At 68.8% G+C, this 21,091-nt stretch carries 16 protein-coding genes; 6 read left to right on the top strand and 10 right to left on the bottom strand.

Annotated elements, in window-relative coordinates; translation table 11 throughout:
• Positions 1–709: 709 nt before the first annotated feature.
• From purL to xerD, 3 genes are all read right to left on the bottom strand, one after another.
• Positions 710–4,771, bottom strand: coding sequence for a phosphoribosylformylglycinamidine synthase (purL, locus tag AB3X08_RS18435; RefSeq protein WP_369934200.1), 4,062 nt, complete (start codon positions 4,769–4,771; stop codon positions 710–712).
• Between the two features lie 338 nt (positions 4,772–5,109).
• On the bottom strand, positions 5,110–5,910 hold the full coding sequence (locus AB3X08_RS18440; RefSeq protein ID WP_369934202.1) for a DsbC family protein: 801 nt from the start codon (positions 5,908–5,910) through the stop codon (positions 5,110–5,112).
• Between the two features lie 124 nt (positions 5,911–6,034).
• On the bottom strand, positions 6,035–7,009 hold the full coding sequence (gene xerD / locus AB3X08_RS18445; RefSeq protein WP_369934203.1) for a site-specific tyrosine recombinase XerD: 975 nt from the start codon (positions 7,007–7,009) through the stop codon (positions 6,035–6,037).
• A 120-nt stretch (positions 7,010–7,129) separates the two neighbouring features.
• Between xerD and AB3X08_RS18450 the strand changes: the two genes are divergently transcribed.
• On the top strand, positions 7,130–7,606 hold the full coding sequence (locus AB3X08_RS18450; RefSeq protein WP_369934204.1) for an RDD family protein: 477 nt from the start codon (positions 7,130–7,132) through the stop codon (positions 7,604–7,606).
• A 158-nt stretch (positions 7,607–7,764) separates the two neighbouring features.
• On the opposite strand, the gene AB3X08_RS18455 is transcribed toward AB3X08_RS18450, so the two are convergent.
• The 3 genes from AB3X08_RS18455 to lptF are packed head-to-tail and all read right to left on the bottom strand — an operon-like array spanning position 7,765 to position 10,290.
• Positions 7,765–8,097, bottom strand: coding sequence for a hypothetical protein (locus AB3X08_RS18455; protein WP_369934205.1), 333 nt, complete (start codon positions 8,095–8,097; stop codon positions 7,765–7,767).
• A 4-nt stretch (positions 8,098–8,101) separates the two neighbouring features.
• Positions 8,102–9,208, bottom strand: a complete 1,107-nt coding sequence (lptG, locus tag AB3X08_RS18460) for an LPS export ABC transporter permease LptG (protein ID WP_369934206.1) — start codon at positions 9,206–9,208, stop codon at positions 8,102–8,104.
• Positions 9,205–10,290, bottom strand: a complete 1,086-nt coding sequence (gene lptF, locus AB3X08_RS18465; protein WP_184413441.1) for an LPS export ABC transporter permease LptF — start codon at positions 10,288–10,290, stop codon at positions 9,205–9,207. Before lptF ends, lptG begins: the two co-directional genes overlap by 4 nt.
• A gap of 108 nt (positions 10,291–10,398) precedes the next feature.
• Between lptF and AB3X08_RS18470 the strand changes: the two genes are divergently transcribed.
• The 4 genes from AB3X08_RS18470 (at position 10,399) to AB3X08_RS18485 (ending at position 17,035) form a co-directional block, all read left to right on the top strand.
• A complete protein-coding gene (locus tag AB3X08_RS18470; protein WP_369934207.1) occupies positions 10,399–11,883 on the top strand; it encodes a leucyl aminopeptidase in 1,485 nt (494 codons plus the stop codon).
• A 124-nt stretch (positions 11,884–12,007) separates the two neighbouring features.
• On the top strand, positions 12,008–12,433 hold the full coding sequence (locus tag AB3X08_RS18475; RefSeq protein ID WP_237653808.1) for a DNA polymerase III subunit chi: 426 nt from the start codon (positions 12,008–12,010) through the stop codon (positions 12,431–12,433).
• Positions 12,434–12,544: 111 nt separating this feature from the next.
• A complete protein-coding gene (locus tag AB3X08_RS18480; RefSeq protein ID WP_369934208.1) occupies positions 12,545–15,391 on the top strand; it encodes a valine--tRNA ligase in 2,847 nt (948 codons plus the stop codon).
• A 672-nt stretch (positions 15,392–16,063) separates the two neighbouring features.
• Positions 16,064–17,035: an IS110 family transposase gene (locus AB3X08_RS18485; protein ID WP_369934106.1), complete on the top strand. Its 972-nt coding sequence runs from the start codon at positions 16,064–16,066 to the stop codon at positions 17,033–17,035.
• Between the two features lie 88 nt (positions 17,036–17,123).
• Here AB3X08_RS18485 and AB3X08_RS18490 read toward each other — a convergent pair whose 3' ends face one another.
• The 4 genes from AB3X08_RS18490 to pssA form a co-directional block, all read right to left on the bottom strand.
• The gene (locus AB3X08_RS18490) at positions 17,124–18,227 is read right to left on the bottom strand and encodes a pectate lyase family protein (protein WP_369938572.1); all 1,104 of its coding nucleotides are present in this window, start codon (positions 18,225–18,227) and stop codon (positions 17,124–17,126) included.
• A 616-nt stretch (positions 18,228–18,843) separates the two neighbouring features.
• Positions 18,844–19,257, bottom strand: coding sequence for a ribosomal protein S18-alanine N-acetyltransferase (gene rimI, locus AB3X08_RS18495; RefSeq protein WP_369938573.1), 414 nt, complete (start codon positions 19,255–19,257; stop codon positions 18,844–18,846).
• 71 nt (positions 19,258–19,328) lie between these two features.
• A complete protein-coding gene (locus AB3X08_RS18500) occupies positions 19,329–19,838 on the bottom strand; it encodes an alanine acetyltransferase (RefSeq protein WP_369934210.1) in 510 nt (169 codons plus the stop codon).
• Positions 19,835–20,611, bottom strand: coding sequence for a CDP-diacylglycerol--serine O-phosphatidyltransferase (pssA, locus tag AB3X08_RS18505; protein WP_184413432.1), 777 nt, complete (start codon positions 20,609–20,611; stop codon positions 19,835–19,837). The genes AB3X08_RS18500 and pssA overlap by 4 nt, the downstream gene beginning before the upstream one ends.
• Positions 20,612–20,690: 79 nt before the next feature.
• Between pssA and AB3X08_RS18510 the strand changes: the two genes are divergently transcribed.
• Entirely contained in the window at positions 20,691–21,083 is a 393-nt protein-coding gene (locus tag AB3X08_RS18510; RefSeq protein WP_369934211.1) for a DUF4124 domain-containing protein, read from the top strand.
• Positions 21,084–21,091 lie beyond the last annotated feature (8 nt).

A 21,091-nucleotide genomic window follows, 5' to 3' on the forward strand; every position in this document is an offset into this window, starting at 1 on the left:
AGCGCGACAGGCTGGCGCCTGTCGCTGCGCGTCTGCCTTGATGAACCAAGACGAAATGCGGAACTGGCTGGAGTGTTAACCCCGTATCTTGAGTACGTCAAGTTTTTGACTAAAAACGGCACGATCAGGGATGGAAATCTCGGATTTACAACTTAATTGTTAATATTTCGATAAATTTCAATCAAAACAAGACATTCCGCCAAATTCTCGGCACAGCACTTGCCATGCGTTGACGCTGGACGGAAGCGGCATCGGCTGCTGCGCCAAGGGTTTGACGCGAATCAAGGAAATAGCGGAGAGGTCTGGATGCCGGTCCGAGGCGGGGGCGTGTTCCCGCTGTGCACAAGGGCGACTGCGCAGAATGCGGTCGTGGCGGCCGGTAGAAGGCGCCGGCTCAGGCGGTCGCCGGCGGGTGCAACTCGGGGTCTTCAGCCAGTGGCAGGCTGCAGAGGTGGCTGTCGCTTGGCGATCGGGAACGGCATGGACAGCCGCCGAGGCTACGCCCGCACCCTCATCCGCCCCTGCGGGGCACCTTCCCCCGAAAAGGGGCCATGGTCCCGACGGGAGAAGGAACAGCTGAGCCCCTCTCCCACCGGGAGAGGGGTTGGGGTGAGGGTCCGGCGCGAAGCGACTCGCGAAGTCGAACGCATCGATACCGCTGCGGCTCCAGCAACCGCGCCCGCCGATGGCGGGCGCGGCAGGTGGGCGCTCAGCCCACCCACACCCGCGCGTTGCGGAACATGCGCAGCCACGGCGACGCGTCCGCCCAGCCCTCGGGGTGCCAGCTGAGGTTGAGCGAGCGCGGGGTGCGCTCGGGATGCGGCATCAGGATCGTCACCCGGCCATCATCGCTGGTCAGGCCGGTGATGCCGTCGGGCGAGCCGTTCGGGTTCAGCGGGTAGCGCGCAGCGACCTCGCCGTTGCCATCGACGAAGCGCAACGCCACCCGCGCGGCGGCCTGGTCCACGGCAGTGTCGAACTCGGCACGGCCTTCGCCATGCGCCACCGCCACCGGGATCCGCGAGCCGGCCATGCCGCGCAGGAAGATCGACGGCGATTCCACCACTTCCAGCAGGCTGGTACGCGCCTCGAACTGCTCGCTGCGGTTGCGCAGGAAACGCGGCCAGTGTTCGGCGCCGGGGATGATGTCCTTGAGCTGGCTGAGCATCTGGCAGCCGTTGCACACGCCCAGCGCGAAGCTGTCCGGGCGAGCGAAGAACGCCGCGAACGCATCGCGCAGCGCGGGCCGCTCCAGGATCGACGTCGCCCAGCCGCGGCCGGCGCCGAGCACGTCGCCGTAGCTGAAGCCGCCGCAGGCGGCCAGGCCGGTGAAATCGGCCAGATCCACGCGGCCGGCGATCAGGTCGCTCATGTGCACGTCGAAGGCGCGGAAACCGGCCTGCTCGAACGCGTTGGCCATCTCGATCTGGCCGTTGACGCCCTGCTCGCGCAGGATCGCCACCTTGGGCCGCCGCCCGCTGGCCACGAAAGGCGCGGCCACATCCTCGGCCGGGTCGAACGCCAGCTTCGGCTTCAACCCCGGCGCGGCGAACTCGCGCGCCAGCGCGCGCTCCTCGTCGGCGCTGTCGGGGTTGTCGCGCAGTTTCTGCATGGCATGGCTGACCGACCACCACGCGTCGAACAGCTCCTCCCAGCGCCATTCGACCAGGGTCTTGCCGGCCAGGCCCACCCGCACCACCGCGGCGGTGCTGGGACGGGCGATGCGCTGCGCGCACTCGGTCAGCGCATGCCGCTCGATCAGGTCGGCGAATGCGGCGCGGTCTTCGTTGGCGACCTGCACCACCGCGCCCAGTTCCTCGTTGAACAGGCTGCGGAACGGATCGTCGCCCCAGGCATCGAGGTTGATCTCCAGGCCCTGGCGCGAGGCGAACGCCATCTCGCACAGGGTGGCGAAGGCGCCGCCGTCGCTGCGGTCGTGGTAGGCCAGCAGCAGCCCAGCCGCGCGCGCATCGCGGATCAGTTCGAAGAACGCGCGCAAGCGCTGCGCATCGTCCAGGTCCGGCACCGCGCCACCGAACGCCGGCAAACCGCCCTCGGCATGCACCTGCGCCAGCACCGACCCGCCCAGGCGCTGCTTGCCGCCGCCCAGCCCGATCAGCCACAGCTCGCTCTCCGCCTCGCGCGCCAGCAACGGCGTCAGCTGCGCGCGCGCATCGGCGACCGGGGCGAACGCGGAAACGATGAGGGAGACGGGCGATACCGATTTGTGTGTAGCGGTGGGGCCGGGATCGGGGATTGGGGATTGGGGATTGGCAGAAACACCCTCAGCTCCCGTTGCCGCGCTTTCGCCAATCCCGAATTTCGAATCCCGAATCTCGGCTACGGCCCACTGCGCCTGCATCGACAACGAATCCTTGCCGACCGGAATGCTCAGGTCCAGCTGCGGGCACAGTTCCATGCCCACCGCCTTGACCGCGGCGTACAGCCGCGCGTCTTCGCCGGCGTGGTTGGCCGCGGCCATCCAGTTCGCCGACAGCTTGACCTGGGCCAGCGCCTCGACCGGCGCCGCGCACAGGTTGGTGATCGCCTCGCCGACCGCCATGCGCGCGGCGGCGGCAGCATCGAGCAGCGCCAGCGGGGTGCGCTCGCCGATCGCCATCGCTTCGCCGGCGTAGGTATCGAACCCGGCCAGGGTGATCGCGCAATCGGCCAGCGGCAGCTGCCACGGACCGATCATCTGTTCGCGCGCGGTCAGCCCGCCGACGCTGCGATCGCCGATGGTGACCAGGAAACTCTTCGCCGCCACGGTCGGATGCGCCAGCACGCGCAGCCCGGCCTCGCGCAGGTCCAGCGCATCGGTGTCCAGTTCCGGCCAGCGCGGTGTCGGCGGCTGCCGGGTGTCGCGGTGCATCTTCGGCGGCTTGCCGAAGAGCACGTCCATGGGCAGATCGATGGGGTGCGGGGATTGGGGATTGGGGATTCGGGATTCGTGAGACGCGGGGGAGCCGGCGGACGTCGCGCCGTTGCCAATCCCCAATCCCGACTCCCCAATCCCGGTGCGCAGCACCCCGTAGCCCACGACCAGCCGTTCCTCGGCGGTCGCCACGCCGACCGCGGCGAACGGACAGCGCTCGCGCTCGCAGATCGCGGCGAATTCGGCCAGGCGCGCCTGCGGCACGCCCAGCACGTAGCGCTCCTGCGATTCGTTGCACCACAGCTGCATCGGCGACAGCGACGGGTCGTCACTGGGCACGCGGTCCAGGTCGATGATGCCGCCCACGCCGGAGTCGTGCAGCAGTTCGGGAATGGCGTTGGACAGGCCGCCGGCGCCGACGTCGTGGAACCAGCGGATCGGGTTGTCCGCGCCCAGCGCCACGCAGCGGTCGATGACCTCCTGCACGCGCCGCTCCATCTCCGGGTTGTCGCGCTGCACGCTGGCGAAATCCAGGTCCTCGGCGCTGTCGCCGGAGGCCACCGAACTGGCCGCGCCGCCGCCCAGGCCGATCAGCATCGCCGGGCCGCCGAGCACGATCACCGCATCGCCCGGCTGCAGCCGGATCTTCTCCACCTGCACGCGGTCGATCGCGCCCAGGCCGCCGGCCAGCATGATCGGCTTGTCGTAGGCGCGGGTCAGCTCCTGCGTCTCGGGCAGTTCGAAGCTGCGGAAATAGCCGAGCAGGTTGGGCCGGCCGAATTCGTTGTTGAACGCAGCGCCGCCGAGCGGGGCCTCGAGCATGATCTCCAGCGCCGGGGCCATGCGCGGGTTCAACGGACGCTCGGCTTCCCACGGCTGCGGCAATGTCGGGATGCGCAGGTGCGAGACGCTGAAACCGGTCAGGCCGGCCTTGGGCTTGCCGCCGCGGCCGGTGGCGCCTTCGTCGCGGATCTCGCCGCCGGCGCCGGTGGACGCGCCCGGGAACGGCGCGATCGCGGTCGGGTGGTTGTGGGTCTCGACCTTGATGCAGAACGCCGACGGCGTCACCGGCTCGCTGCGGTACTCGCCGCTGGCCGGATCCGGGCGGTAGCGCGCGGCCGGATGCCCTTCCACCACCGCCGCATTGTCGCTGTACGCGCTGAGCGTGTGCTGCGGGGTCTGCTGGTGGGTGTGCTTGATCATCCGGAACAGCGAGCGCTCCTGTTCCTTGCCGTCGATGCTCCAGCTGGCGTTGAAGATCTTGTGCCGGCAGTGCTCGGAATTGGCCTGCGCGAACATCATCAGCTCGACATCGGCCGGATCGCGGCCGAGCTCGCCGAAACGTTGCCGCAGGTAATCGATCTCGTCCTGGGCCAGGGCCAGGCCCAGCCGCGCGTTGGCCGCTTCCAGCTGGTCCAGCGCGATGCGCTCCACGTCGCCGCGCGCCGGCGCCTGGAACAGCGCCTGCGCCTGCGCGGCACCGTCCAGCAGCGACTGGGTCATCGGATCGTGCAGCAGCTTGGCCAGCGCGGCCTGCTGCAGGGCGTCTTCTGGCCAGCCGGCCAGGTCCAGGCGGGTGCCGCGCTCCACGCGGCGGATCGCCAGGCCGGCGCCACGCACCAGCTCGGTGGCCTTGCTCGACCACGGCGAGCGCGTGCCCAGCCGCGGCACCACGTAGCGCGAGCAGGTGCCCGCCTCGGCCACGGCCGGCGCGTCCTGCGCCTGCAGGATGCGCTGCGCGGCGGCGATATCCACCGCGCCGTCGGCGTCGCTGTCGATGAAGTAGACGTGCCAGGCGCCTGCGATGCGCAGACCGGGAACGACGGAGTGCAGGCGGGTTTCGAGCCGAGCGCGGCGGAACGGCGAAAGGGCGGAAGCGCCCTCGAGGACGATCATGTCCGGGGAACCGTGTGAGGAAACGGGCCGGCTATTGTAGCTGGAGAGCCGGGATTGGGGATTCGGGAGTTGGGATTGGCAAAAGCGGCGTTCCGCGCACTGAGGTTCGCCGGGCAACGGCTTGATGGCGTGCCCGTGGCGGGTTTGCGGAAGCGAGGGCGGATGGCGGCGTCCCGCGCAGGCACGCTCGCCAGGGAACGCGCTGACGGCGTCCTGATCGCAGTGGGCTTAGAGATTCAGGCTCCCGCATCGGGATGCGGGACCGAGCGTTGGAATTGGCCGCAGCAGTGCTCCGGCGAATCCCCAATCCCGAATGCCGAATCCCCGCGCGCGGCCCTTTAACGGCTTCCGCCCGCCTTGGTCGCTTCCGCCGCGCGCTTGTCCAGCGCCTCGCGCAGTTGCGCCGGCGGCAGGTAGCCGCCGAGCTGGGTGCCGTCCGGGGCGAAGATCGCCGGGGTGCCGTTGACGCCCAGGCGCTGGCCCAGGTTGTACTGCATGGTCACCGGGTTCTTGCAGGCGGCCGCGCTCGGCACCTTGCCGTTGGCCTTGGCCTCGGTCAGCGCCTTCTTCTTGTCGGCCGCGCACCACACCGCGACCATGTCCTTGTAGTCCTGGCTGCCCAGGCCCATGCGCGGGAACGCCAGATACTCCACTGCGATGCCCTGCTTATTGAGCTCGGCGATCTCGCTGTGCAGCTTGCGGCAGTAGCCGCATTCGATGTCGGTGAACACGCTGATGGTGTACTTGGGGTTGGCCGGGGCGAACACGATGCGCTCGGTGCGCGGCGCCGATTCCAGCAGCTTGCGGCGGTAGCCCAGCAGGCCCTCGCTGGAGGCGAACTGCTTTTCCTGGATGTCGAACGGCTGCGCCTGGAACAGGTAGCGGCCGTCGTCGGACACGTACAGCACCTGCCCGCCGACCACCACTTCGCGGAAGCCGGGGAACGGCGCGGCGCCGATGAAGTCGGGCTTGAAGTTCGGATCCAGCTGCAGCAGCGCCGCACGCACGCGCTGCTCGCCCGGGGCGCCGGCGGGGGCGGCGGCCGGCTTGGCCGGGGTGGCCGCGGTGGGCGAAGCCGGCTGCGCGCAGGCGGAAAGGGACGTGGCGCCCAGCAGCGCAAAAAGAGCAAGACGAAGCATTGGCTATCCATGAGGGCTGCGAATCGGCCGGATTGTCGCATACCGGCTGGTTCGCTCCATGTAGACAGGCTGAGCGGCTGCGGCACAGTTCGCGCGGGAGGTCGGAGGCGCCGCCCTGCGCGCCTCAGCCGCGCGGATGGTGCTTGCTGTGCAGTTTCTGCAGGTGTTCGCGCGCCACCAGGGTATAGATCTGGGTGGTGGACAGCGAGCTGTGGCCGAGCAGCATCTGCAGCGCGCGCAGGTCGGCGCCGCGGTTGAGCAGGTGGGTGGCGAAGCTGTGGCGCAGGCCGTGCGGACTGACCGCGGCCGGGTCGATGCCGGCCAGCGCCGCATAACGCTTGACCAGGCCCCAGAACTGCTGCCGGCTCAGCGGGCGTCGCGCCGCATCGATGAACATCGGCACGGTGCCGTCGCTGGCCGGCACCGCCTGCCCCGCCGCCAGCGCCGGCCGTGCCGTGTCCAGGTAGCGCTGCAGCCAGTGCTGCGATTCCTCGCCCAGCGGCACCAGGCGCTCCTTGCTGCCCTTGCCGGTGACCCGCAGCACGCCCTGGCGCAGGTTCACCGCGTTCGCCGGCAGGTTCACCAGTTCGCTGACGCGCAGGCCGGCGGCGTACATCAGTTCGAGCATGGCGCGGTCGCGCAGGCCGACCGGATCGGTGACTTCCGGTGCCGCCAGCAACGCGTCGATCTGGCTCTCGGCCAGCGCCTTGGGCAGGGAACGCGGCAGCTTGGGCGGGTCCAGCAACGCGGTCGGATCGTCGCCGCGCTCGCCGCGGCGCAGGCGCAAGGCGAAGAACGCGCGCAGCGACGACAGCCAACGTGCGTTGCTGCGTTGCGAATAGCCCAGCCGGGTGCGCCAGGCCAGGTAGTCGAACAAGGCCTGGCGATCGGCCCCGGCCAGGCCGCCGCCGGCGCCGTCGCGCCAGCGCGCGAAGCCTTCCAGATCGCGCCGGTAGCTGTCCAGGCTCTGCCGCGCCAGGCCCTGCTCGGCCCAGGCGGTGTCCAGAAACTGCTGGATCGCGGCGGCATCGGCATCGCGCAGCGGAGCCAGGTGCTGCGCCTGCTGGCGGCGTTCGGCGGGGGTGCGGAGTTCGGGCATCGGGAGAGCTTACGGGACTCGGGAAAGCCTAACGCCTGCTTCGCGCGGCGCAATGCGCGGCTACAGCGGTGGCGGCGCCAGCCGGTGACGCGCCGGTGGCGCTGCCGCTAAGCTGTGGCGATGACCACCGCGTCCACCGCCACCGCTTTCCGCCCGCGCACGCTGCTGCTCTGGCGGCTGCTGGCGCTGTTCTACGATGCCTGGCCGGTGCTGGCGCTGTGGTTCGCGATCTCCGCGCTGTTCACCCTGGGCTACGCGCTCGAAGGCCACGCACCGCGCGAGAACATCGCGCCGTTCAGCGCCTTGCAGTGGTTGTTGTGGCTGTGCTGCTGGCTGGCTGCCGGGCTGTACGCGACGCTGAGCTGGCGCCGCGGCGGCCAGACCCTGGGCATGCGCCCGTGGCGGCTGCGCCTGCACGGCGCCGACGGCGGCACGCCGCGCTGGGGGGCGCTGTGGCGGCGCTACCTGGTCGGCACGCTGTCGCTGCTGCTGGGCGGGCTCGGGTTCTGGTGGGCGCTGTTGGATCGCGAACGCTTGACCTGGCACGACCGCGCCAGCGGCACGCGGCTGGTTCGCCTGCCGAAACAGAAGCGCTGATCGCAGCGCATGGCCGCCGCAGCGCGGCACCTGCACCGGCACTGCAAGGCCACGACGGCCGATGCGTTCCCTGTTCAGGCCCTAAAGGCCACGACCTTGGCGTGGAAGGAACCACATGCGGGCCGAGTCGCCCGACGCCATGCCGCGCCGGGGAACCATCACTGTTCGCTTCCGCCGCGCCTGGCCGACATGGCCCGGCGATTCGCCTGGCTGCGACGAAACTCTTTTTCCAGCCAGCTTCCCAGCAGATAGAGGGCAGCGAACATCACCCCTGCCAAGCACACGAACACCACCATCCACGGAAGCCGATCGAGCACCGGCCCCAGAAAAAGGCCATTGAGCAGGATCAGCGGCAAGGCCACCGGCAGTTCCCGGCAAAACAGCATCGATTCGGGATCGATGCCGGGCGTCTGCGCCGCCCATTGGAAGTAGGCGATAAACCCCGCATACAGCAGGCAGCACACCATTCCTACTGGGCTCAACCGGCGCATCGGCTCAACTGCTGCGTTTGCGGAACAACAGCCACGACACGCTCAGCATCACCAGCGGCGGCAACGCGTAGGCGATGCGGTAGTCGAACTTGAGCGCGCCGGCCATGCGCCCGAAGAACAGCTGCAGCAGCCAGAACACCAGCGCGAACAGGATGCCCAGGAATAGGCGCTTGCCCATGCCGCCGCTGCGCAGCGCGCCGAAGGCGAACGGAATGGCGGCGAAGCACAGCGCCAGCACGTTGACCGGATAGAACCAGCGGCTCCAGTACTGGTCCTCGTAGTCGCGCGCGTCCAGGCCGTTGCGGCGCCGGTACTCGATGCTGGTGTGCAGATCGTGCGCGGACAGGTTGCGCGGCTTGGCCAGGCCCGAGGCCAGCGCGGCGGCGTCGAGCCGCGAGGCCCACGGCAGGCTGTCGAACTTCTCGCGCTGCACCGAGCGCTCGGAGAAGGTGTCGCGGTAGGCCTGCTTCAGGGTCCAGCCGCTGCTGCGGTGCTCGGCGGTGGTGGCGTGGGTCAGCGAGGCCAGGCGCCCGGCCTGGTCCAGCGTGTACAGGCGCACGTCGCGCAGCTCCAGCCAGGTGCCGCCGTTGCCCTCCAGGTGTTCCTCGCCGGCCTGCGCATTGAGGAAGGTGTCGCCCTCGCGCGCCCACACCCCGGAATAGCGGGCCATGCTCATGTTGCCGTTGTACTTGGCGTTGGCCTTGATCGTGTCGGCCTGGTTCTGCGCCCACGGCGCCAGGGTCTCGCCGCTGAACACCATCGCCACGGTCAGCAGCAGCATCGTCGCGGCGGCGGCCACGCTCAGCCGCGGCCGCGACAGGCCCAGCGCGCGCAGCGCGGTCAGCTCGGAAGTGGCCGCCAGCTGGCCCAGGCCCATCAGCACGCCGATCACCGCCCCGGTCGGGAACAGGGTGTAGGCGCGCCGCGGCACGGTATAGGCGACGAACGCCACGGCGTGGCCGAGGCTGTAGCTGCCCTTGCCGATGTCCTTGAATTCGTTGGACAAGGCCATGATCACGTCGAGCCCGAGCAGGACCGCCCAGGTCAGCAGAACGGTGCCGAGCACGGCGCGGCCGACGTAGACGTCGTGCAGGTTCGGACGCAGCCTCATGCCGCCTGCCTCCGCGGCCGCGACAGCTGGCCGTCACGCAGATAGGTCCACACGGCCAGCACCAGCAGCGGCACGGTCAGCCACCACAGGCCCAGCGCGCGCGGCAGCTTGTCGGTGCTCAGCCACTGGGTGCCGATGAACATCAGGTTGGTGCCGACCAGGTAGGCCAGGAACGCCAGCATGATCCGGCCATAGCGCTGCTGCCGCGGCGAACTGCGCGACAGCGGCAGGGTCAGGAGGGCGAAGGCCAGCGCCAGCAGCGGCGGGGCGATGCGCGCGTGCAGCTGCGCATTGGCCTGCGGCCGCGGGTCGCCGATCAGCTTTTCGGTCGGCAGCAGCTCCGGATCGTCGTCCTTGCGCGCCTCGCTGCGGTCCGGCAGGGCCACGTCGTTGCTGACGTAGCGCATCATCCTGTAGTCCAGGCCATCGCCGGCCAGCGGCCCTTCCACCCGGTAGCCGTCCTCCAGGCGCAGGTAGCGGTCGGCATTGCCTTCGAAGAACATCGCGCCGCGCTGCGCGGTGACCACGTCCAGGCGGTCGTCCTTCTGCCGCTGCATGAACACCTTGCCGAGCTTGGTGCCATCGCCGGACAGGGTGCTGATGTAGACGATGCCGCCATCGGACAGCGGGGTGAAGCGGCCTGCTTCCAGCCCGGCCATCAGCAGGCTGCGGTTGGCCTCGTCGATCAACCGGTCGGAGGTGCGGTCGGCCAAGGGACCCAGCCACAGCGAGCACAGCCCGACCAGGGCCACCACCGGCACCACCAGCATCAGGATCGGCCGCAGCAGGCGCCGCGGGCCCACGCCGATGGCGGTGATCACCGCCATTTCCGAGTCGCGGTACAGCCGCGCCAGCGCCAGCAGCAGGCCCAGCATCAGCGCCAGCGGCAGGATCAGCGGCAGATACACCACGAACTGCAGGCCCAACTGGGAGAACAGCAACTTGGCCGGGATGCGGCCATCGGCGATGTTGCCCAGGATGTCGACCAGCACGCCGCCGACGCTGACCACCAGCAGGACGATGAGGGTGGCCAAGAAGCTCTGGATGAAATCGCGCAGCAGGTATCGATCGAGCTTCGGCATGGGGGTGGGTTGATTTAAACTCTCGGATTCGTTCGCGGCGGAGCCAGCCTAACCCGGCTGGACGTAAACAGCCCGCGATTGTACGGATTTGCCAACGGAATCTGATCAATGGCCCTGGAATTCACCCTGAACCACGACGCCCCGTCTACGGCGGCGTTCGATTGCATCGTCGTCGGCCTGTTCGCCGACAAGCGCCTGTCGCCCGCCGCCCAGGCCCTGGATGCGGCCAGCGGCGGACGCCTGACGGCCCTGGCCGGCCGCGGCGACCTCAGCGGCAAGACCGGCGCCAGCGCGCTGTTGCACGACCTGCCCGGGGTGAGCGCACCGCGCGTGCTGGTGATCGGCCTGGGCGAGGCCGCAAAGTTCGGCGTGCCGCAGTATCTCAAGGCCGTGGGCGACGCGGCGCGCGCGCTGAAGAGCGGGCCGGCGGCCAAGGCGCTGTTCACCCTGTCCGAACTGGAGATCAAGGGCCGCGACCAGGCCTGGGCGATCCGCCAGGCGGTGATCGCCAGCGACCATGCCTGCTACCGCTACACCGCCACCCTGGGCAAGAAGAAGCCCGACGACAGCGGCCTGGCCAGCCTGGCCGTGCTCGGCGAGGACGCCACCGCGCTGGCCCAGGGCCAGGCCATCGCCGCCGGCGTGAAATTCGCCCGCGAGCTCGGCAACCTGCCGCCGAACCTGTGCACCCCGGCCTACCTGGCCGAGACCGCGGCGGCGTTCGCGCACGGCATCGACGGCGCCGAGGCCGAGATCCTCGACGAGACGCAGATGCAGGAACTGGGCATGGGCTCGCTGCTGGCGGTGGCGCGCGGCTCGGCCAACCGCCCGCGGCTGCTGGTGCTGAAGTGGAACGGCGGCGGCGACGCCAAGCCCTATGTGCTGGTCGGCAAGGGCATCACCTTCGATACCGGCGGCGTCAACCTGAAGACCCAGGGCGGCATCGAGGAGATGAAGTACGACATGTGCGGCGGCGCCAACGTCATCGGCACCTTCGTCGCCACGGCCACCGCGCGCCTGCCGCTGAACCTGGTGGTGGTGGTGCCGGCGGTGGAGAACGCGATCGACGGCAACGCCTACCGCCCCTCCGACGTGATCACCAGCATGTCCGGCAAGACCATCGAGGTCGGCAACACCGACGCCGAAGGCCGCCTGATCCTGTGCGACGCGCTGACCTACGCCGAACGCTTCAACCCCGAGGCGCTGATCGACGTGGCCACCCTGACCGGCGCCTGCATGGTCGCGCTCGGCCACCAGACCGCCGGCCTGATGAGCAAGCACGACGACCTGGCCAACGAACTGCTGGCCGCCGGCGAGCACGTGTTCGACCGCGCCTGGCGCCTGCCGCTGTGGGACGAATACCAGGGCCTGCTCGATTCCAGCTTCGCCGACGTCTACAACATCGGCGGCCGCTGGGCCGGCGCCATCACCGCCGGCTGCTTCCTGTCGCGCTTCACCGAAGGCCAGCGCTGGGCGCACCTGGACATCGCCGGCGTGGCCAGCGACGAAGGCAAGCGCGGCATGGCCACCGGGCGGCCGGTGGGGTTGTTGTCGCAGTGGTTGCTCGACCGCGTTGCGGGCGGCGCGGCGTGATTGGGGAGTCGGGATTGGGGATTCGTGCAAGGCGCCTCAGCGTTCCCTTTCCGCGCCCCCTGCTCCAGCAGGCGACCGTGATCCGCGGTTGCCAATCCCCAATCCCCAATAACGAATCCCAGCCCTGATGCGCGCCGATTTCTACCTGATCGCCAAGCCGCGCTTCCTCACCGAACCGCTGCGGCTGGTCTGCGAGCTGGCGCGCAAGGCCAACGACGCCAACCTGTGGACGCTGGTGCTGGCGCGCGACGAGGCGCAGGCCGAGGAACTGGACGAGCTGTTGTGGGCGTTCGATCCCGATGCCTACATCCCGCACCAGATCGCCGGCGCCGATGTCGACGAGGAAGAGGCGCAGGTGCTGATCGTCCCGCCCGGCGTGGAAGCGCCGTCGCGCGCGCTGGTGATCAACCTGCGCGACGACGCCTACCTGGGCACCTGCGACCGCGTACTGGAAGTGGTGCCGGCCGATCCCGCCGCGCGCGAACCGCTGCGCGAGCGCTGGAAGCAGTACAAGGCGCTGGGCTTCGAGGTCAGCAAGTACGACATGTGATGGGCCGGGATTGGGGATTGGGGATTCGAGATTCGTCTCCACGTCACTTTCACCTGCCCCGTCCCGCGCACCTCCAATCCCGAATCACGAATCCCCAATCCCGGCTTTCCCATGACCACCCTCGCCTCCAGCTACGACCCCACCTCCTTCGAATCGCGCCTGTACGCCCAGTGGGAGGCGGCCGGCTACTTCAAGCCGTCCGGGCAAGGCGAGCCGTACACGGTGCTGCTGCCGCCGCCGAACGTGACCGGCACCCTGCACATGGGCCACGCCTTCCAGCAGACGCTGATGGACGCGCTGGTGCGCTACCACCGCATGCGCGGCTTCGACACGCTGTGGCAGGTCGGCAGCGACCACGCCGGCATCGCCACCGAGATGGTGGTGTCGCGCAACCTGGCGCTGGAAGGCAAGGGCGAGACCCGCGATTCGCTGGGACGCGAAGGCTTCATCGCCAAGGTGTGGGAATGGAAGGCGCAGTCGGGCGACACCATCGAGCGGCAGATGCGCCGCCTGGGCACCTCCAGCGACTGGTCGCGCAGCACCTTCACCATGGACCCGCAGCCGTCGGCGGCGGTGGTCGAGGCGTTCGTGCGCTGGCACGAACAGGGCCTGATCTACCGCGGCCAGCGCCTGGTCAACTGGGACCCGGTGCTGAAGACCGCGATCTCCGACCTGGAAGTGGAGAACGCCGAGGAAGACGGCTTCCTGTGGTCGATCGCCTACAAGCTTGAAGACGGCGCCAGCTACGAGCACGTCGAACACGATGCCGACGGCAACGAGACCCTGCGCGAGACCCGCGACTACCTGGTGGTGGCCACCACGCGCCCGGAGACGCTGCTCGGCGATACCGCGGTGATGGTGCACCCGGAGGATGCGCGCTACGCGCACCTGATCGGCAAGACGGTGACGCTGCCGCTGACCGGCCGCCAGGTGCCGGTGATCGGCGACGACTACGTGGACCGCGCGTTCGGCACCGGCGTGGTCAAGGTGACGCCGGCGCACGATTTCAACGATTACCAGGTCGGCGTGCGCCACGGCCTGCCGATGATCAACCTGTTCACCCCGACCGCGGCGATCAACGACAACGCGCCGGAGAAGTATCGCGGCCTGGATCGCTACGACGCGCGCAAGGCGGTGCTGGCCGATCTGGAAGACCTCGGCATCCTGGTCGAGACCAAGCCGCACAAGCTGCAGGTACCGCGCGGCGATCGCACCGGCCAGGTGATCGAGCCCTACCTCACCGACCAGTGGTTCGTGAAGATGGATGCGCTGGCCAGGCGTGGCCTGGAGCTGGTCGAGTCGGGGCAGATCCAGTTCGTGCCGCCGAACTGGATCAACACCTATCGCCACTGGATGGAGAACATCCAGGACTGGTGCATCAGCCGCCAGCTGTGGTGGGGCCACCGCATTCCGGCCTGGTTCGACGACGCCGGCAACTGCTACGTCGGCCGCGACGAGGCCGACGCGCGCGCGAAGAGCGGGCTCGGCGCCGACGTCGCCCTGCACCAGGACAGCGACGTGCTGGAGACCTGGTTCTCCTCGCAGCTGTGGCCGTTCTCGACGATGGGCTGGCCCGATCCGCAGGCGATGGCCGAGCGCGGCTTCGACCGCTACCTGCCGTCCAGCGTGCTGGTCACCGGCTTCGACATCATCTTCTTCTGGGTGGCGCGGATGATCATGGCCACCGACAGCTTCACCGGCCAGGTGCCGTTCCGCGACGTGTACATCACCGGCCTGATCCGCGACAAGGACGGGCAGAAGATGTCCAAGTCCAAGGGCAACGTGCTCGATCCGCTGGACATCATCGACGGCATCAGCATCGAGGCCCTGGTCGCCAAGCGCACCAGCGGGCTGATGCAGCCGCGCATGGCCGAGAAGATCGAGAAGGCCACGCGCAAGGAATTCCCCGAGGGCATCATCGCCCACGGCGCCGACGCGCTGCGCTTCACCATCGCCGCGCTGGCCGGCCACGGCCGCGACATCAAGTTCGACCTGGGCCGCGCCGAGGGCTACAAGAATTTCTGCAACAAGCTGTGGAATGCCAGCCGGTTCGTGCTCATGAACACGCAGGGCCGGGACTCGGAAATCGAGAATCGGGAATCGGCACGGCACACGCCGGTCACCGATGCCGAGAAGTGGATCCTGGTGCGGCTGGACAAGGTCGCCGCTGAAGCGCAGGCGCACTACGCGGCCTACCGCTTCGACCTGCTCGCGCAGTCGCTGTACGAGTTCGCCTGGAACGAGTTCTGCGACTGGTTCCTGGAGCTGGCCAAGCCGGCCTTGAACGGCGACGATGCCGCGGCCGCCGACAGCACCCGCCACACCCTGCTGCAGGTGCTGGAGACGCTGCTGCGCCTGTTGCACCCGCTGACCCCGTTCGTCACCGAGGAGCTGTGGCAGCAGGTGGCGCCGCGCCTGGGCATCGCCGCGCCGACCATCTCGCTGCAGCCGTATCCGCGCGCCGGCGATCTGGACGTGCGCGCCTACGCCGGTGCCGAAGCCGACATCGAATGGCTCAAAGCGATGGTCTCGGCGCTGCGCCGGGTGCGCAGCGAACTCAACGTGCCGCCGTCCAGGCTGGTGCCGCTGCTGCTGCAGGGCGGCCACGCCGACGACCGCGCGCGGGTGGAACGCTTCGCCTCGCAGCTGAAGTTCCTGCTGCGCCTGGACGCGATCCAGTGGCTAGACGCGGCGCACGACGCACCGCCGGCCGCGGCGGCGATCGTCGGCGAGTTGCGCTTGCTGGTGCCGCTGGAAGGCCTGGTCGACCTGGACGCCGAGCGCGCACGCCTGGACAAGGAAATTGCGCGGGTCGGCGCCGAGCAGGACAAGAGCGCGGCCAAACTGGAGAAGTTCACCGACAAGGTGCCGGCGGCGGTGGTCGAGCAGGAGCGGCAGCGCCTGGCCGACTGGACCACGCAACTCGACGGCCTGCGCGCGCAGCGCGCCAAGCTGTAGAGAGTGTTGGCGGCGCCCGCCGCCGCATTCTCGCTTCACACTGTAGGAGCGGCTTCAGCCGCGACCGGAACGTTCCCGGTAACGCCAGTCGCGGCTTCAGGGCACCTCTAATAACCCCAAAAAGCATGTCGAAGCACTTGCGAGACGCCGACACGCCCAGCCCGCAGGTTCGGGCATCGATACGTCCGATATGCCATGGAGTGGCAAAGGCGCGCTGGCGATAGACGCGGTGGCGTTGCGGCCGCGTTTTTCATGGACGCCTTGGCATCGCGGTCACTTCGTCTTCCTGTCGCGGCTGAAGCCGCTCCTACAAGAGCACGGCGCGCATGTGTAGGAGCGGCTTCAGCCGCGACAGAAAAAGGAACACGCCATCGCCACGCGCTGCGTGCAACTTCCGGAAGGGAGGTATTAGAGGTGCCCTGAAGCCGCTCCTTGTATCTGGACATGACGCCGTTAGGACGTTATGTCTTCCGACTGATCATCGGAGGAGGTGCTGGAAGTCCAGTCGCTCCTGAAGCTTCGAGCTTGTGCTGTAGATCGGCTCCCGCCCTCCACATGCTGGCCCACGGTGTCCGAACGGTATCCAGAGTCCGCCCTCGGCGTGAACTCGCATCCACAAGGCAGGACCGGGCGCAGCGATGATCGTGATCCCCATCCGACGGAGGAATTCTCATGTCCCCAGTCGTCGGCATCGACGTCGCCAAACGCAGTTTCGACCTGGCCATCGACCTGGCCAACGGCAAGTACCGCACCAAGGCCAAGCTACCCAACGATCCGAAGGGCTTCCACGCCCTGCATGCGTGGTTGCGGACCCATGCGCAGCCGGATAGCTGGATCGTCATGGAAGCCACCGGCACCTATCACGAGGCGCTGGCCGAGTTTGTCCATGGGGAGGGCTATCGCGTGTGCGTGCTCAACCCGGCGCAGATGGCGCTGTATGCGCGCAGCCAGCTGACCCGGGTCAAGACCGACCGCAGCGATGCCAAGCTGATCGCCAGCTATGGCCTGCGTCACCGGGAGTCGCTGCGGCGCTGGCAGCCCGATCCGCCGGCGCTCAAGCAGCTCAAGGCGCTGGTGCGGCGTCGGGACGACCTGCTGCAGATGCTGCAGATGGAGCGCAACCGCCTGGACGTGGCTACACTGGTGGTGCGCGACTCGATCCTGGAGAACATCGGCCAGTTGCAGGCGCGCATCGCGCAGATCGAACGGGCCATCGACGATCATATCGACCAGGATCCCACCTTGCGCGGGCAGCGCGAGTTGCTGGTGAGCATCGACGGAATCGCCGACACCAGCGCGGCCTTGATGCTGGCCGAACTTGGCAACGTGGACCGCTTCGCCCGCGCTTCGGCGGTGACCGCCTTTGCCGGGCTCAACCCACGCCTGCAAGAGTCCGGCAAGCGCCAGGGGCAGGTCTGCATCTCCCGCACTGGCTCCTCGCGCCTGCGTGCTGGCCTGTTCCTGCCGGCCTTGGTCGCCATGACCCACAATCCGGTCGTCCGTGCGCTGAAGCAGCGCATGCGACAACGCGGCAAGGCCAACAAGCAGATCATCTGCGCCGCCATGCGCAAGCTGCTGCACATCGCCTACGGCGTGCTCAAATCGCGCACGCCCTTCGACCCTCAAAAGGCCATTGCCTGTTAGGCCGGAAGACGGTATCTACAGAGGCGAGGCCGGGGAAAATCGAATCGGTCCGATGCCGCCGCCCGGAATCAGGCGGCGGCATAATTCCTCACAACTTGCCGGCACCCGCCTTGGACTTGACGTCGCTCGCCACCTGGTTCGCCGGCAGCAGCGAATAGGTGTACGGCGGCGTCCAGCCGATGCTGTTGTTCCACGAGCAGGTCAGCGCCTTGCCGTTGAGCAGCGAGCCGAAATCGCGGTACACGCTGCCGCCGTAGTCGGCGGCGATCTTGTCGCAGCTGCTGACCCCGCTGATGTCGAAGGCGTTGTTCTCCGAGAAGATCTTCGACTCCTTGCCGACGCCGTGCGCATACGAGAACGGGTACACCGCGTTGCTGGTGCTGCCGACGTGGTAGTTGTTGTACAGATGCACCTGGCCGAAGCGCACCCGCGGCGCGCGCGCGGAAATGTTTTCGAACAGGGTGTTGTGGATGGTCACCTTCAGCTTGCCGCTGTCGGTGCTGGAGGCGCTGTCGCTGGAACCGATCAGGTTGTTCTTCTCGTGCGACTTGAACGCCGAATACGAGACGGTCACGTAGTTCGCGCCTTTCTTGATGTCCAGCGCGCCGTCGTGGTGCTGCTTGGGACGGCCGTTTTCGGTGCCGTTCTGGTCGTCGGTGCGGCGCCCGTCAGTGAAGGTGACATGGTCCACCCACACGTTGCTGGCGCCTTCGATGGTCAGGCCGTCGTACTCGGAATTCCAGTTGCCGGCGCTGCCGTCGTCCGGATCCCACACCGGCTGCGGATCCCACGGATTCTCGATGGTGAGGTTGCGGATGATCACGTCGTTGGCCTTGACGTACAGATAGCCCTCGCGGATCTGCGCATTGCTGCCGACGCCGATCAGCGTGGTCTTGGTGGGGATGTCCAGGCGCGCGCGGCTCTTCATGTCCGCGGTGGTGCTGTACGGCGTGCCCTCGCTGACGTCGATGATGCCGCTGATCTTGATGATGCGGCCATTGCTGCCGACGCTGGCCTTCAGCGCGGTCTTCAGTTGCGCGGCGGTGCTGACGCTGTAGACGTTGGCCGCCGCGGCCTTGGAGCCGCCCTTGGTGCCGCCGTTCTGCGTCGCCCATCCGGTGCTGGCGACCTCCAGGCTGGCATCGGCATAGGCGCTGCCGGCCGCGCCCGCCAGACAGACTGCAAGCGCCATCGCGTGGGTGAGCGTGCGCGGGGATGCGAAGAGTGAATGTGTCTTCATCCTGGAACCTCGTAGGCATGGGTGGAGTCGTCGCAGGCGCGCGGTTTTCCGCAAGCGGAAAACGCAGCAGCGCGAGCGCATTCGCTGTCCCCTCGGACAACTGCGCCTGATGCCATCGCACAGGGCAGCGCCGAAGAGGCGCGCACTGTAGGGAGCGCGTTCGGCTTGGGAAGAGACAAATGCGGCGCGCGCGGATCCAGCGCTGCGATATGGGGAAGGCATCTAACAAACTGCGTTCGCGATGTGGCCGATACGCCGGCGACCGCTGCAGGACAACAACGCTGTCCCGACGACAAGTCGCGACATTGCGCAGACGCGCCGCGCACTCCACAAAACCCTGGAAAAAATGTGGCCCAACGTCGCCGGCAGCGCGATCGCATGGAGTGAATCACTGCAAGGCGGCGACGTCGGATGTTCGAACGGGCGCGAGCTAGCCGCGCGTACGCCCAATGCCGGGCAGCAGTCGCAACGTTGCACGCAACGACGACTTATCGGAAGGACAACCATTCGCCAAGGGAAAGGCGAAACCTGCAAAACCCCACGCCGGCGCGATGCCGGCGGCCGGACGTTACGACATGCCTTCGAAGAACAGCTCGATCGCCATCACCAGCGCATCCTCGCGGCCGTTCGCCGCCGGGTAGTAGCGCGGGCGGCGGCCGATCTCGTTGAAGCCTTCGCTGTGGTACAGCGCGATCGCGTTGGGATTGGACGGGCGCACTTCCAGGAACACGCGGCGCGCGCCCAGGTCGGCGCCGTACTTGATCAATGCGCGCAGCAGCAGGCGACCGTAGCCGCGCGATTGCCGTTCCGGCGCGACGCAGACGTTGAGGATGTGCGCCTCGTCGGCGGCGACGCTGATCACGCCGTAGCCGACGATCTGGCCCTGCTCCAGCAGCACCCAGCCCGGATAGCCGGCCTGCAGGCAGTCGCGGAAGATGCCGCGCGTCCACGGGAACGGATAGGCGCGGCGCTCGATCTCCATCACCGCGTCCAGGTCGGTCTCGCGCAACGGGCGCAGCGTCGCCGCCGGCGAGGAGGCCGTACCCAGCGCGCTCACCGCGGTACCTGCTTGCGCAGCGCGCGCAGCTGCGGCCACAGCGCGCGCTTGGCGGCGGCATTGCCGCGCAATTCGGCCAGCGGCCAGGTCGCCATCAACGCCTGCGTGGCCGGATCGTTCGGATTGCGCCCGGAGGCGCGTAACAACGCGATCTGCAGCCGATCGGGCAGACGCAGGCCGGCGCGGCGCGCAGCCGGCGCAGGCGCCGCGCGTTGCGGCTGCGGATCGTCGGCAGGTGCAGCCGGCGCCCGCCCGCGCGGTGGCGGTTCCGCAGGCGCGGGCGCGGCGGCGCGCGGCGAGGACGCCGGCGCTGCGTGTACGGACACCGGTGCAGGCGCGGCCGGCTCAGCGGCACCGGCCTCGCGCCCCTCGGCCGGCGCCGGCTGCGCGACCACCGCGCCGAGGTCGGCGTCGGCACCGACATAGAGCGTATGGCCCAATGCCTGCAGCCAGCCGTGCTGCTCGGCCGACCACAGCGGCCCGGTGTTGGCGAGCGCGTCGCTCACGTCGCGTCCGGCAGCTTGCGCCAGCGCCGCCACAGCCAGTAACAGGGACCGGACAAGGCGTACAGCACGCCGATCGCCAGCAGCGCGCGCGACAGGTCGATGACCAGCACCGCGAGCACCACCGGCGCCAGCACCAGCATCAGGAACGGCACGCGGTCGGCGCGCGGACCCTTGGCCGCGCCGCCCTTGAAGCTCCAGAAACGGATGCGGCTGACCATCAGCAGCGCCGCGACCACGGTCACGCCCAGCGCCACGTAGCGCAGCTGCTCGCCATCCCAGCCGAGGTTGCCGTCGGCGAACGCCCACACGAAGGCCATCATCAGCCCCGCCGCGGCCGGGCTGGCCAGGCCGACGAACCAGCGCTTGTCGACGGTGCCGACCTGGGTATTGAAGCGCGCCAGGCGCAGCGCGGCGCAGGCCGCGTACAGGAACGCCACCGACCAGCCGACCCGGCCCATCACGCTGCCGTCGAACTTCAGCGCCGACAGCGACCAGTGGTACATCACCAGCGCCGGGGCCATGCCGAAGCTGACCAGATCGGCCAGCGAGTCGTACTGCACGCCGAATTCGCTGCTGGTGCCGGTCAGCCGCGCCACCCGCCCGTCCAGCCCGTCCATCACCGCGGCGACGAACACCGCCACGCTGGCGTGCACGAACTGGCCGTTGGCGGCGGCGATGATGGCGTAGAAACCGGAGAACAGGCCGGCGGTGGTGAACAGGTTCGGCAGCAGATAGATGGTGCGCGAACGGGGAGGCGGTCGGGATGAGTCCATGCCCGGCAGTTTAATCGACTTGCCAGGCCCGTCGGCGGGTGCTGCAATCAGCGCTCGCCCCGTGCCCCTGGAGACCGTGATGCGCGCCCTGACCCGGCTTTGCTGCCTGTGCCTGCTCTGCGCCAGCGGCGTGGCCGGCGCCGCCACCCTGTACCAATGGAAGGACGCGCAGGGCGTCACCCACTATTCGCAGAGCCCGCCGCCCGGCGGCAAGTACCAGGCGCGGCGGGTCGACAGCCACGGCGGCGCCCCGGCCGAAACCAGCGAGGTCGCCGCCCCGGCGGAGAACGCCAACTGCCTGAGCGCGCGCAAGAACCTGGACATCCTGGGCAAGCCGGGCAAGGTGATGACCGACCGCGACGGCGACGGCAAGCCCGACACGGAGCTGGACGACACCCAGCGCGACGCGCAGAAGGCCCTGGCCGAGGCCGCGATCAAGGCCTATTGCGCGCCGCCCGCCGCCGCGGAGTGAGCGCGAGG

Source organism: Xanthomonas sp. DAR 34887 (assembly GCF_041245805.1).
Lineage (GTDB): Bacteria > Pseudomonadota > Gammaproteobacteria > Xanthomonadales > Xanthomonadaceae > Xanthomonas_A > Xanthomonas_A tesorieronis.